The organism is Kribbella sp. NPDC051952 (assembly GCF_040680855.1).
In the GTDB taxonomy this organism is placed as follows: Bacteria; Actinomycetota; Actinomycetes; order Propionibacteriales; family Kribbellaceae; genus Kribbella.
Map to the genome: position 1 here is coordinate 191,352 of NZ_JBFAXQ010000004.1, position 12,929 is coordinate 204,280.

The 12,929-nt window shown below is 68.9% G+C and carries 9 protein-coding genes, 1 pseudogene and 1 riboswitch; of the genes and pseudogenes, 9 read left to right on the top strand and 1 reads right to left on the bottom strand.

The window, feature by feature from the left end; genetic code table 11:
• Positions 1–52: 52 nt before the first annotated feature.
• From AB0L70_RS10215 to AB0L70_RS10230, 4 genes are read left to right on the top strand one after another with little or no spacing between them, the layout of a single operon-like run.
• Entirely contained in the window at positions 53–985 is a 933-nt protein-coding gene (locus tag AB0L70_RS10215) for a 2-hydroxyacid dehydrogenase (protein ID WP_363682188.1), read from the top strand.
• A gap of 10 nt (positions 986–995) precedes the next feature.
• Complete coding sequence (locus AB0L70_RS10220) at positions 996–2,084, top strand: exo-alpha-sialidase (RefSeq protein WP_363682190.1); 1,089 nt, start codon at positions 996–998, stop codon at positions 2,082–2,084.
• Positions 2,081–2,344, top strand: a complete 264-nt coding sequence (locus tag AB0L70_RS10225) for a MoaD/ThiS family protein (protein WP_363682192.1) — start codon at positions 2,081–2,083, stop codon at positions 2,342–2,344. Before AB0L70_RS10220 ends, AB0L70_RS10225 begins: the two co-directional genes overlap by 4 nt.
• A 48-nt stretch (positions 2,345–2,392) precedes the next feature.
• On the top strand, positions 2,393–2,932 hold the full coding sequence (locus tag AB0L70_RS10230) for an AAA family ATPase (protein ID WP_363682195.1): 540 nt from the start codon (positions 2,393–2,395) through the stop codon (positions 2,930–2,932).
• Here the strand turns inward: AB0L70_RS10230 and AB0L70_RS10235 are convergent.
• Complete coding sequence (locus AB0L70_RS10235; RefSeq protein ID WP_363682197.1) at positions 2,922–3,818, bottom strand: 5-aminoimidazole-4-carboxamide ribonucleotide transformylase; 897 nt, start codon at positions 3,816–3,818, stop codon at positions 2,922–2,924. The genes AB0L70_RS10230 and AB0L70_RS10235 overlap by 11 nt on opposite strands.
• Positions 3,819–3,836: 18 nt before the next feature.
• A riboswitch (ZMP/ZTP riboswitch) is annotated at positions 3,837–3,919 on the bottom strand.
• Positions 3,920–4,091: 172 nt separating this feature from the next.
• Between AB0L70_RS10235 and AB0L70_RS10240 the strand changes: the two genes are divergently transcribed.
• The 5 genes and pseudogenes from AB0L70_RS10240 to ilvN form a co-directional block, all read left to right on the top strand.
• A complete protein-coding gene (locus AB0L70_RS10240) occupies positions 4,092–7,439 on the top strand; it encodes a S8 family serine peptidase (protein WP_363682199.1) in 3,348 nt (1,115 codons plus the stop codon).
• Positions 7,440–7,499: 60 nt separating this feature from the next.
• Positions 7,500–9,167 carry a dihydroxy-acid dehydratase gene (ilvD, locus tag AB0L70_RS10245; protein WP_363682201.1) on the top strand — a complete coding sequence of 556 codons (1,668 nt, stop codon included), beginning with the start codon at positions 7,500–7,502 and terminating at the stop codon, positions 9,165–9,167.
• A 30-nt stretch (positions 9,168–9,197) separates the two neighbouring features.
• Positions 9,198–10,394, top strand: coding sequence for a hypothetical protein (locus tag AB0L70_RS10250; RefSeq protein ID WP_363682203.1), 1,197 nt, complete (start codon positions 9,198–9,200; stop codon positions 10,392–10,394).
• A gap of 247 nt (positions 10,395–10,641) precedes the next feature.
• A complete protein-coding gene (locus AB0L70_RS10255; RefSeq protein WP_363682205.1) occupies positions 10,642–12,390 on the top strand; it encodes an acetolactate synthase large subunit in 1,749 nt (582 codons plus the stop codon).
• Positions 12,390–12,893, top strand: a pseudogene (gene ilvN / locus AB0L70_RS10260) (acetolactate synthase small subunit); the annotation flags it as partial. The gene AB0L70_RS10255 and the pseudogene ilvN, both read left to right, overlap by 1 nt.
• Positions 12,894–12,929 lie beyond the last annotated feature (36 nt).

A 12,929-nucleotide genomic window follows, 5' to 3' on the forward strand; every position in this document is an offset into this window, starting at 1 on the left:
ATGCCCGGCGTCTGGCATGGGACATCTATCACCCGGGGGTAAGTTCTACGGCATGGCTGATCTGGTGAAGGCGTGGCTGCCCTGGGAGGACCCCGACAGCTTCCTCGGTGGGTTGCCCGCCGGGTACGACGTGGACTTCTACGACGGTGGTGAGCGGCCGGCGTCGCTGGCCGAGGTCGAGTTCTACGTCCCGGGGTACATGGGCGGCGCGAAGGTGGCCGAGGTGGTCCGGGACATGCCCGCACTGAAGGTCGTGCAACTGCAGACCGCCGGCTTCGAGAACGTGCTGCCGCATCTGGCCGGCGGCGTCACCTTGTGCAATGCCCGCGGCGTCCACGACGCCTCCACCGCCGAGCTCGCGGTCGGCCTGATCCTGGCGACGTACCGGCGGCTGCCGCGGGCCATTCGCAACCAGGCCGAGCATGTCTGGCCCGCGTCGTACGACGAGGTCGACGACTCGCTCGCGGACCGGACGGTGCTGATCCTCGGGTACGGGTCGATCGGGGAGGCGCTGGAGCGTCGGCTGAACGGGTTCGAGTGCGACGTGATCCGGGTCGCGCGGCGGGCGCGGGACGGCGTGCATGCGATCTCCGAGCTGCCGGAGCTGTTGCCGCGCGCGGATGTCGTCGTACTGCTGACTCCGGCGACCGCGGAGACGCGGGGGATGGTCGACGCGAAGTTCCTGGCGCAGCTGAAGGACGGCGCGCTGCTCGTCAATGTCGCTCGCGGTGTCGTGGTGGATACCGATGCGCTTATCGCCGAGCTGGAGACGCGCCGCATCCGCGCCGCGCTGGACGTGACCGATCCCGAACCGTTGCCCGCCGGACATCCGCTGTGGTCTGCTCCGAACGTGCTGATCAACCCGCACCGGGGTGGCGCCTCGACGGCCTTCCCGCCGCGAGTTGCCCGGCTTGTGCGTGCACAACTGGAGCGTTACGCATCCGGCGAACCACTGATCAACGTCGTGGCGGGCCCGCCACGTTAGGAGGACACCGATGTCCGAGGCCGTACTGCTGATCGGGACCAAGAAGGGTCTGTGGATCGGCCGGAGCGACGCCGCCCGGCAGAACTGGACCCTCGACGGGCCGGAGTTCGAGATGCAGGGCGTGTACGCCGTGGGCATCGACACCCGAGGTGAGCGGCCGCGGATCTTCGCCGGCGGGACCAGTGAGCACTGGGGTCCGGCGGTCTTCCACTCCGACGACCTCGGTGCGACCTGGGCCGAGCCGCCGGAGGGCTCGATCGGGTTCCCGGCCGACGCCGAGGCTTCCCTCGAGCGGGTCTGGCAGATTCAGCCCGGTCCGGTCGGGCAGCCGGGCGTTGTGTACGCCGGGACCCAGCCATCGGCACTGTGGAAGTCGACCGATGGGGGAGTGACGTTCGAACTGGTCCGCGGGCTGTGGGACCACCCGCACCGCAAGGAGTGGGGCGCCGGGTTCGGCGGGCAGGCCGTGCACACGGTCCTGCCGCATCCGTCCGATCCCGATCGGGTCAGCGTCGCGATGTCGACCGGCGGCGTCTACCGGACCGCCGACGGCGGAACGTCGTGGGAGCCGGCGAACCAGGGGATCCAGGCGAAATTCTTCCCCGACCCGTATCCGGAGTTCGGCCAGTGTGTGCACAAGCTCGCCGCGCATCCCGACGTACCGGATCGGATGTTCGCGCAGAACCATCACGGGGTCTACCGGTCCGACGACGGTGGTGCGATCTGGAAGTCGATCGCGGACGGGCTGCCGTCGGACTTCGGGTTCCCGATCGCGGTGCATCCGCACGAGCCGGAGACCGTGTACGTCTTCCCGCTGGTCGCGGACGCGAACCGGATCCCGACCGACGCCAAGTGCCGCGTCTACCGGTCCCGGGACGCGGGGGCCACCTGGGAGCCGTTGTCCAAAGGCCTGCCGGACGTCTCGTACATCCCGGTCCTGCGCGATGCCCTCACCACCGACATGGCCGATCCGGCCGGGGTGTACGTCGGTACTCGCGACGGCTGCGTCTACGCGAGCGCGGACGCCGGTGACACGTGGGTCGAGGTCGTGAGCCACCTGCCCGACGTACTGAGTGTGCGGGCCGCGGTGATCGGGTGATCGCCGTCCGCCTGCCGACCGTGCTGCGGCCGTTCGCGGCTGGAGCCGAGCGGGTGGAGGTCGACGGGGCCACGGTCGGCGAGGTCTTCGCCGCGCTGGATCCGGCCCTGCGCAGGAGGTTGACGGACGAGCAGGGCGCCATCCGCCGGCACGTGAACATCTACCTGGGCGACGACAACATCCGCGATCTGGACGGCCTGGGCACGCAGCTGACCGACGGGGACGAACTCCTGATATTGCCTAGCGTCGCCGGCGGCTGAAAAGACAAGACTGCCGTTTGCCGCGCGATGTGATTAGCGTCTGGCGGCATGACCGACGTACTCCTCCTGACCGGCGCCCCCGGATCAGGCAAGACGACAGTTGCCACCCTCGTCGCAACCGACACGACCCGCCCGACCGTGCACGTGACCACCGACGAGTTCTTCCGGGCCATCCGCACCGGCTTCGTGCCGCCGTACCTGCCGGGTGCCGAGCAGCAGAACGTGGTGGTCGTCGACGCGATCGTGGCGGCGGTCGACGTGTGGGCTCGAGGTGGGTACGACGTGGTCGTCGACGGGATCATCGGGCCGTGGTTCCTTCCGCCGTACCTCAAGGCTGCGGCGGAGGGGGAGTGGACGATGTCGTACGTCGTACTCCGTCCCGACCTCGGGACCACGCTGGACCGGGCCCGGCAACGGGCCGAGACCGAGCTCAAGAACGTCGAAGCAATCACCGGCCTGCACGGCGCGTTCGCGAACCTCGGCGAGCTGGAGCCGCACGCGCTCGACACCACGGACCTCGACGCCGGTCAGACCGCCGCCGAGGTCCGCAAGGCGGTTGCCTCAGGCACCCACCGACTCAGTGCCTGAACAGCCGCACCCCGGTCGTTGACCAGCTGATTCCACGCTCGGCACACGCCGCGGCCACCTCGCCCGACCGGATCGATCCGCCCGGCTCAGCGATATGCGCGACCCCATAACCGGCAGCCACCTCAATGTTGTCGACAAACGGCAACGCGCCGTCCGAAACCATCGACACACCGGACAAGACCGCACCCGAACGACGCGCCCAGGTGGCAGCCTTCTCACCCGCCAGTTGCGTGCAATCCACCCGCGACTGCTGACCGGCCCCGACCCCGACGACCATCCCGTCCTTCACCATCACCACGCTGTTCGACTGGGTGTAGCGGGCAACGATCATCCCCAGCACCAGATCCCGGGCCGCCGCGTCCGGCACCGCCGGATCCAGCAATTCGCGTGTCAGCGGCACGTCGTCCCGCCGCTGCGTCAGCCGCAGCCCGTAGAACTCCCGCACCTCTTCCACCGGCGGCTCGACGGACGCATCCGCCTCCAGCACCAGGAACGTCCCCCGCTTCTTCGCAGCCAGCGTCGCGACCACGCCCTCGTCGTACCCGGGCGCGATGATCCCGTCCGACACCACCTTCTTCAGCACGCCGGCCAACTCCGCGTCGACAGGCTCCGAGACCGTAATGAAATCGCCGTACGACGACTTCGGATCGGCATCCCGCGCCCGCACATAAGCGTCCGCACCAACGGCCGCCCCAGCCGGCGACACATGCTTGTACGACGCAGCCGCCGGCACTCCGAACGCCCTCGATGCCTCCCGCACCAACTGCCACCCCGTCAGCGCGTCAAGCACGTTGATGTACGACGGCGCCCCCGAAACAACCGCGAACGGCGCCTCACCCAGAACCGTCATCGAGGCGGGTTGGTGTGGATTCATCCCATAACGCATTCAGCACCTCCGAAGAATCGGAGGCGCCCAGGCGGACGACGCCTTGTTCTGACCATCCGCTCCCCGGTGGTACTCCACCCTCGCCAGTCGCGGTTGACGGCCAGCTTAGTGCTGACTGATTCCGGCCATGTCGGGCTCCTGTCACCGCGGATTCGTGGCCCTATCGGTCTGGATCGGATACCACAGGGAGCATTCGCATGCACCTGATAGGTGCCAAGAGCAAGGATGGTGTCCCCGGTGGGGTTTCCACGATCGTTACCGATACCGGCACTCGTGGCCAGTTGCGCGCTGGCGTTGACCGGCCTCGCGCCCGCGGCCGCAGCCGGCCCGCCCCCGACCCGGGACGAAGGGCAGGCGCCCGGGCTACGCGGCGCAGCGACGGTGACGTTGCTGACCGGCGAACATGTCACGCTCCGCCCCGGTCCTGACGGCAGGCCGCAGGTCGACGTGCAGGCCCGCGACGGCCGGCCTGCGGTCGGGTACGCCGTACACAACGACCACGGCCGGATCAGCGTGATCCCGCACGACGTCGCGAGCCTGGTTCCCGCCGTCCTCGATCCCTCGCTGTTCGACGTGACCGGGCTGGTCGAGATGGGGTACGACGACGCGCACCGTACGGACCTGCCCGTCATCGTCCGCAACTCCGGCGACCGCACGATGGCGAGCGGTGGATTCACCGCCACACGCACTCTGACCGGCATCGGCGCGACCGCCGGCCGCATCCAGAAGGCTCGTGCCGCGGCCTTCGGGACTGCCCTGACCACGGACCACGCGGCCGGTGCGACCAAGATCTGGCTGGACGCCGCGCTGCACGCGGACCCCGTGACCAAGCCCGCTCCCGCGACCAAGCCGGCCAGTGGTCCCACGACGACCGCCGCACCGCTGGACGGGTATCTGCAACAGGTACAGGCGCCGACAGCGTGGCGGCGCGGCCTCGATGGCCACGGCGTCAAGGTCGCGATCCTCGACTCCGGGATCGACACCGGCCACCCGGCGCTCGAGGGCAAGGTGACGGCGGCCGCGGACTTCACCGGCGAAGGCCCGCAGGACGACCTCGGACATGGCACCCAGCTGGCCTCCCTGGTGGCAGGCAACGGTGCGGGGTCCGACGGCGCTCGCAAGGGGATCGCACCCGGTGCCGAACTGATCTCCGGCAAGATCCTGAACGCGGCCGGCGAGGGCACGGTGTCCGAGCTGATCGCTGCGATGGAATGGGCCGTCGACCAGCACGCGGACCTGGTGAACGTCGGGCTCGGCGCACGCGCTCCGTACCAGGGCGATGACCTGCTCGCCGACGCGGTCGACCGGCTGACGCAGCAGAGCGGGACGCTGTTCGTGGCGGCGGCCGGCGACGACGGGGACATCTACGCCTCGCCGTTCACCGTCGAGACGCCGGGAACGGCTGCCTCCGCTCTGACCGTGGGTGCGCTCAACGACACCGGCGGCCGGGCCCTCTTCACCAGCATGGGACCGACGAACTCGTTCCGGCAGAAGCCGGAGCTGTCCGCGCCGGGCACGAGCATCCTCGCCGCTCGCACCGGCGCCCGCGACGGCGACCTGTACGAGACGGGTTTCGGCACGTCCCGGTCCGCGTCCCTGGTGACCGGAGCGGCCGCCCTGCTGCTCCAGCAGCACCCGGAGCTGACTTGGCAGCAACTGAAGGCGCGATTGAGCAGCAGCGCCGTCGACAGCAACGGCATCTACGCGGGGTGGACCGGCAGCGGCCGGATCAACCTGGACGTCGCGACCTCGCCGGAAGGCCTCGTCCCCGACGTCGGATCGATCGACTACGGACGCGTCAAGCACGACGACGGGACATCGCAGCGACGCACGCTGACGCTGACGAACCCCAGCGCCGAGCCGGTCACGCTCACCTTCGCCGACCGGGAGACGACCATCTGGAACAAGGCGGCGCCGGAGTCCACTGTCGTCGTCACCCCTGCCACCCTGACGGTGCCGGCCGGCGGGACCGCCGACGCCACCGTGACCTTCGACCGGACCGGCCTGAGCGATCTTGTCGGGCCGTGGGTCACGCTCGCGGACAACGACTGGCAGGGTGCGCTCGACGTGATCGACAGCACCGGCAAGCGACGGCTGCGGCTGGCTCTGAACGCGTACGACGAGCCGCCGATGCAGGATCTCTCGGTCCGCGTGCTCGACCGGGCCGGGAAGCCTGTCTCCGGTGGCTACGTGAATGTGTTCAACGCCAGTGACGGCCATTACAACCAGTTGTTCCTGGACGACCAGGGCCGCGGCAAGACCCGGGTCACGCCCGGCGTGTACGGCGCTTACAGCTTCGTACCCACGGGAGACACGACGACGTTCGCCATCGAAGCGAATCTCAACGTGGCCAAGGACACCTCGTTCACGCTGGATGCCCGCAAGGCGGTCCAGGTGAAGGCACCCGTGGTCCAAGGGCAACCGACCACCGTCACCCAGGGTGCGGTCGCCTATATGCGGGGCAAGGGCAAGGACGAGTGGCAGTTCGACCACGTGCCGGTGACCGCTGACGACCTGAGTGCCGGCCGGATCTATGTCACCCCCACGACGGCCCCCTCGACCGGCGTCGCCGAAGCGATCACCCGGTGGCAGTTGGAGCCGACCAGGAAGGCCCACCAGGCCACCCCGGACGTGTACGAGGTCTACCAGAGCGCGAATCGGTTCAGCTCGCCGCTGGTCCAGCCGATCGACGCGAAGGCCGTGCGCGACATGGCGAGGGTCGAGTCGACCTTCGGTAGTACCTGGGGCGACGGCACGCAGGTCGTCGACCGGGGCGTGCTGAGTACCTTCACCCAGGTCGGCTGGTCGACCCGTCGGACGGTCAAGGCCCCCGGACAGATGGTGGAATTGTTGTCCGCCGGTCCGGGAATTACCTGGTGGCAGTGCCACAAAGTGCCCAATACCGGCACAGCAGGCCTCTGCGACGATCCGTACCGCACCTACCAGCGCGGCGAGAAGGTCCGGTCGATGCTCGGCGCCGCGCTGCATCCGCAGCTCAGTGTCGCCAGCATGCAAGGTGGCTGGTTCAACGTGCAGGTCGGTCTCGCGGATGCCAACCACATCGGAGTGGTGGATCAGAATCTGGTTGGTGGACAGCAGTTGGCCCTGTACCGCAACGGTGACTTGATCGATGCGCTGCCAACTGCGACCGGCGCCTTCCAGGTTCCGGCCGGCGCGGCCCGGTGGCGGCTGGAACACAGTTGGTCGACCAAGGCGGTCCCGACCTCCGGGCAGGCCAGGACCACGTGGCAGTTCAGCGCGACCTCGTCCGACGATCCGGGAGCGAGCGGTGTCGAGCCGCAACTGATCCGGCCGTCGTACGATCCGGCCGTTGCGGTCGACGGCAGCACGCGGGCGTGGCGGCCGATGCTGTTCGATCTCGACCTCGGCTACTCCGGCGGTGCGGCTGTACCGGTGAAGTCGGCGAAGCTCCTGCTGTCGTCCGATCACGGCAAGACCTGGACCGCCGCGCCGCTGGTGCGGTCCGCGGGTGGCTACCGGACCGTCGTTGCGCCGTGGATGCTGCTGCCAGGCAAGACCCTGTCCGTCCGGGCCACCGTCACCGACCGGTCCGGCGGTTCGGTGGACCAGACCGTCCTCGACCTGGTGCCGGTGCGCTGAGCAGGTGAATGTGTCGCTCTGTTCCTCCGGGCGCGAACCCGGAGGAATAGAGTGACGCGCATGGTCGATGTGAAGCCTCGTAGCCGGACAGTGACCGATGGGCTCGAAGCCACCGCCAGCCGGGGAATGCTCCGGGCGGTCGGGATGGGCGACGACGACTGGGCCAAACCACAGGTCGGCGTCGCCTCGAGCTGGAACGAGATCACCCCGTGCAACCTGTCGCTCGACCGCCTCGCGAAGGCGGTCAAGGAAGGCGTGCACGCGGCCGGCGGGTACCCGCTCGAGTTCGGCACGATCAGCGTCTCCGACGGCATCTCGATGGGTCACGTCGGCATGCACTACTCGCTGGTCAGCCGCGAGATCATCGCCGACTCGGTCGAGACCGTGATGGAGGCCGAGCGGCTGGACGGCTCGGTCCTGCTGGCCGGCTGCGACAAGTCCCTGCCCGGCATGCTGATGGCCGCGGCGCGGCTCGACCTGGCGTCGGTGTTCCTGTACGCCGGTTCGATCATGCCCGGCAAGCTCGGCGACAAAGACGTCACGATCATCGACGCGTTCGAGGCCGTCGGCGCCTGTGTTCGCGGCCTGATCACCCAGGAGGAGGTCGACGCGGTCGAACGCGCGATCTGCCCGGGTGAAGGCGCTTGCGGCGGCATGTACACGGCCAACACGATGGCCGCGTCCGCCGAGGCGCTCGGTATGTCCCTCCCCGGCTCGGCCGCTCCGCCGGCGGTCGATCGCCGCCGCGACGGGTACGCGCGCAAGTCCGGTGAGGCCGCGGTCGGCCTGCTGCGCAAGGGGATCACGGCCCGCCAGATCCTCACCAAGGAGGCGTTCGAGAACGCCATCGCCGTCGTGATGGCGCTCGGTGGCTCGACCAACGCCGTACTGCATCTGCTCGCGATCGCCCGCGAGGCCGAGGTCGACCTGACCCTCGCCGACTTCAACCGGATCGGCGATCGGGTGCCGCATCTCGGCGACCTCAAGCCGTTCGGCCGGTACGTGATGACGGACGTCGACCGGGTCGGCGGCATCCCGGTGGTCATGCGCGCGCTGCTCGACGCCGGCCTCCTGCACGGCGACTGCCTGACCGTCACCGGCAAGACGATGGCCGAGAACCTCGCCGACATCGCGCCGCCGGACGTCGACGGCACGATCATCCGCGCCCTGGACAAGCCGATCCACGGCACCGGCGGCATCACGATCCTGCACGGCTCGCTCGCACCAGAAGGTGCCGTGGTCAAGAGCGCCGGCTTCGACTCCGACGTCTTCGAAGGTACGGCGCGAGTCTTCGACGGCGAGCGCGACGCCATGGACGCCGTCGCCGATCTGAATCCCAGCGACGTCGTCGTGATCCGGTACGAGGGTCCCAAGGGTGGCCCCGGGATGCGCGAGATGCTCGCGGTCACCGGCGCGATCAAGGGCGCCGGCCTCGGCAAGGACGTCCTGCTCCTCACCGACGGCCGCTTCTCCGGCGGTACGACGGGACTCTGCGTCGGGCACGTCGCCCCCGAGGCGGTCGACGGCGGCCCGATCGCGTTCGTCCGCGACGGCGACCGGATCACGCTCGACGTGAAGAACCGCACCCTCGACCTGCACGTCACTCCGGAGGAGCTCGAGTCCCGCAAGCAGGGCTGGACCCCGAAGGCCCCGGCCATCACCAAGGGCGTGCTCGGCAAGTACACCCGCCTGGTCCGCTCCGCCTCCGAAGGCGCCGTCTGCATCTGAGGTGAACCGGCTGGCTGCTTAGGTACGCGGATGGATGCCGAGCAGCTGGCCGAGGTTCACCGGGCCGCGAGCACAATCACCCGGGCCCAGTTCACCTTCCTGGTACGCCGGTACGGCGTCGACGACCGCTTTCGCGACGGCTGGGGCAACCACAACGCGACGCACAACCTCCGGGTGGCGTGGCAGGCGGCCCGTGGTGCGGCCAGGCTGGTCGAGGCAGGACTGGAGCCGCCGGAGGCCGTGCCCTTCGCCCTGATCGCCGGAATCCACCATGACCACGTCCAAGAGGTCGGCGGTCCGTACGACGGCAGTCCGCACCGCGCGGCCCTGATCGAGGTCGACGAACGGCAGGCGATCCTGCGCCACCAGCTGGAGCGGGCCGGAGCACCCCTGCGCCCGTTGACCTACGACCTGAGTCCGGACCGTGAGCGGTTGAGTGTGATCGCTGCCCAGGACGCGATGCGAGCCTACGAACGCGAACACGGCTACCGGCCGACCGAGTTGTTCACCCAGGCCGGCTACGACACCGTCGACGATCTGATCATGAACACCCAGGTCGTGGGTGCGACGCCGCAGGACGGGATCGGTACCAGGTCGACGGCGGACCGGCCACTGGGTGCCGCGATGAGCGACGCCGACAAATCTGATCTGGCGCTGCAAGGCGGACTGCGTCGTGGGCTCGGGCTCCTGCTCGAACGGAACCGGGCAACCCTCGCCGTGCCCGCCTTCAGCGACGGCACCGAGGTCGAGCTGCCCCGCGAACTGACCGTGCCCTACCTGGAATCCCAGTGCCAGATCTACGCCAACGATCGATTCACGCTCAGCCAGAGCAACGAGCTCTTCCCGCAGCGGGCGTTCACCGTCGAGCAGATGGAGCTGCTGCGGCGCGAGCACACCGCGGGGCGGATGACGTGGACCGAGATGATGGCGCACACCACCGAGCTGGCCCGAGCCGAACCGGTTCCGCCGCGTGGCGCGTCGTCGGCGCTGATCGCCGATCCACGGGAGCTGGTCGGCGATCTCGTCACCGGGCTGCACGGCCAGGCAGCCGGCGTACGCAGCCCCGACGTCGTGCCGGCGGAGCTGCGGACCGCACGCGACCGGGCCGGGATCGATCTGCAGGGCGCCGTCTTGTTGCCGACCGGCGACGGTGCCCGTCCGACGCCGAGGGCGGCTGGATCTAAGACAGTCATCTCACGCAATGAGACATCGTCGGGCCGAACTTGACCGGGTCGTGGTCTGTCGGCGAATAATGCCTACATGCGATCGATTCTCCTCGTACTTGTGCGGCGCGCCGACTGACGCGACCACAGAGTCGAGCGCGCCCCTTCAGCCAACCGGCGGAAGGGGTTTTTTGTTGCCAGGGCGACTATCTGAGATCCAGAAGTGACCTGAAGACGAACACAAGCGAGGATGGATCGGTCGCGACAAAGCCAGACGAAGCCAATCGTGACAGGACTTAGGGAAGGCACTCATGAGTGAGCAGCTGACCGGGGCACAGGCTCTGATCCGCGCACTGGAACATGCCGGAGTCGACACCGTCTTCGGCATCCCGGGTGGCGCGATCCTCCCGGCATACGACCCGATGCTCGACTCGACCCAGATCCGCCACATCCTGGTACGTCACGAGCAGGGCGCCGGCCACGCCGCCCAGGGGTACGCCGCCGCGTCCGGCAAGACCGGCGTGTGTATGGCGACCTCGGGCCCGGGCGCGACGAACCTGGTGACGCCGATCGCGGACGCGTACATGGACTCGGTCCCGCTGGTCGCGATCACCGGCCAGGTCGCCGGTCCCGCGATCGGTACGGACGCCTTCCAGGAGGCCGACATCCGCGGCATCACGATGCCGATCACCAAGCACAACTTCCTGGTCAACGACCCGAACGACATCGCCACCACGGTGGCCGAGGCGTTCCACATCGCCTCGACCGGCCGGCCCGGTCCGGTGCTGGTCGACGTGACCAAGGACGCGATGCAGGCGAAGGTCGACTTCCAGTGGCCGACCGAGCTCTCGCTGCCCGGCTACCGGCCGGTGACCCGCCCGCACCCCAAGCAGGTGCGCGAGGCGGCCCGCCTGATCGCCGCGGCCGAGAAGCCGGTCCTGTACGTCGGCGGCGGCGTGATCCGGGCCCAGGCCCACACCGAGCTGAAGGAGCTCGCGGAGCTCCTCGGCATCCCCGTGGTCACCACGCTGATGGCCCGCGGCGCACTGCCGGACACCCACGACCTGCACTTCGGTATGCCGGGCATGCACGGCTCGGTCTCCGCGGTCGGCGCGCTGCAGCGGTCTGATCTGCTGATCTGTCTCGGCGCCCGTTTCGACGACCGCGTCACCGGCAAGCTCGACTCGTTCGCCCCCGACGCGAAGGTCATCCACGCCGACATCGACCCCGCCGAGATCGGCAAGAACCGGATCGTCGACGTGCCGATCGTGGGTGACTGCAAGGAGGTCATCACCGACCTGCTCGCCGCTCTCCGGACCGAGATCGCGAACGCCGGCCGGACCCCGTCGTACGACACCTGGCGGCACCAGCTCGAGGGCGTCCGGGCCAAGTACCCGGTCGGGTACGACGAACCCGAGGACGGCAGCCTGTCCCCGCAGTACGTGATCGAGCGGATCGGCCAGATCGCCGGGCCGGACGCGATCTACACCAGCGGCGTCGGCCAGCACCAGATGTGGGCCGCGCACTACCTGCCGTTCGAGAAGCCGCGGCACTGGCTGAACTCCGGCGGCCTCGGCACGATGGGGTACGCCGTTCCGGCCGCGATGGGGGCCAAGGTCGCCCGGCCGGACAAGACCGTGTGGGCGATCGACGGCGACGGCTGCTTCCAGATGACCAACCAGGAGCTCGTCACCTGTGCGCTGGAGGGCATCCCGATCAAGGTCGCGGTGATCAACAACCAGTCGCTGGGCATGGTCCGGCAGTGGCAGACGCTGTTCTACGACAAGCGCTACTCCAACACCGACCTGCACTCGGCCCGGATCCCGGACTTCGCCAAGCTGGCCGAGGCGATGGGTGGCGTCGGGCTGCGCTGCTCCGACAAGGACTCGGTCGACGCGACGATCGACAAGGCCATGTCGGTCACCGACCAGCCGGTCGTGGTCGACTTCGTCGTACACCGGGACGCGATGGTCTGGCCGATGGTCGCCGCCGGCACCAGCAACGACGACATCCAGATCGCCCGCGACATGGCCCCGACCTGGGACAACGAGGAGATCTGATGACCAAGCACACTTTGAGCATCCTGGTCGAGAACAAGCATGGTGTGCTGGCCCGCGTCGCCGCATTGATCTCGCGGCGGGGGTTCAACATCGACTCGCTCGCGGTCGGCCCGACCGAGCACCCCGAGGTGTCCCGGATGACGATCGCGGTCAGCGTGGACGAGCAGCCGCTGGAGCAGATCACCAAGCAGCTGAACAAGCTGGTGAACGTGATCAAGATCGTCGAGCTCGAGCCCAGCCAGACGGTTCAGCGCGAACTGCTGCTGGTCAAGGTCAAGGCCGACACCCTGACCAGGGGACAGGTGCTGGAGACCGTCCAGCTGTTCCGTGCGAAGGTGGTGGACGTGGCACCGGACGCGATCACGATCGAGGCGACCGGCAATCCCGAGAAACTCGAGGCCATGCTCCGGGTGCTGGAACCCTTCGGCGTCCGTGAGCTGGTGCAGTCCGGCATGGTGGCGATCGGCCGGGGCAGTCGCTCCATCTCCGACCGCACCCTGCGGCCGGTCCCGGTGCCGCCGCCGCACGTCGCGTCCGGC

Excerpts from the sequence above, each read along its gene's own strand:
- AB0L70_RS10255 (WP_363682205.1), top strand. The coding sequence starts at position 10,642 with ATGAGTGAGCAGCTGACCGGGGCACAGGCTCTGATCCGCGCACTGGAA.
- ilvD (WP_363682201.1), top strand. The coding sequence starts at position 7,500 with ATGGTCGATGTGAAGCCTCGTAGCCGGACAGTGACCGATGGGCTCGAA.
- AB0L70_RS10235 (WP_363682197.1), bottom strand. The coding sequence starts at position 3,818 with ATGCGTTATGGGATGAATCCACACCAACCCGCCTCGATGACGGTTCTG.
- AB0L70_RS10220 (WP_363682190.1), top strand. The coding sequence starts at position 996 with ATGTCCGAGGCCGTACTGCTGATCGGGACCAAGAAGGGTCTGTGGATC.
- AB0L70_RS10250 (WP_363682203.1), top strand. The coding sequence starts at position 9,198 with ATGGATGCCGAGCAGCTGGCCGAGGTTCACCGGGCCGCGAGCACAATC.
- AB0L70_RS10230 (WP_363682195.1), top strand. The coding sequence starts at position 2,393 with ATGACCGACGTACTCCTCCTGACCGGCGCCCCCGGATCAGGCAAGACG.
- AB0L70_RS10215 (WP_363682188.1), top strand. The coding sequence starts at position 53 with ATGGCTGATCTGGTGAAGGCGTGGCTGCCCTGGGAGGACCCCGACAGC.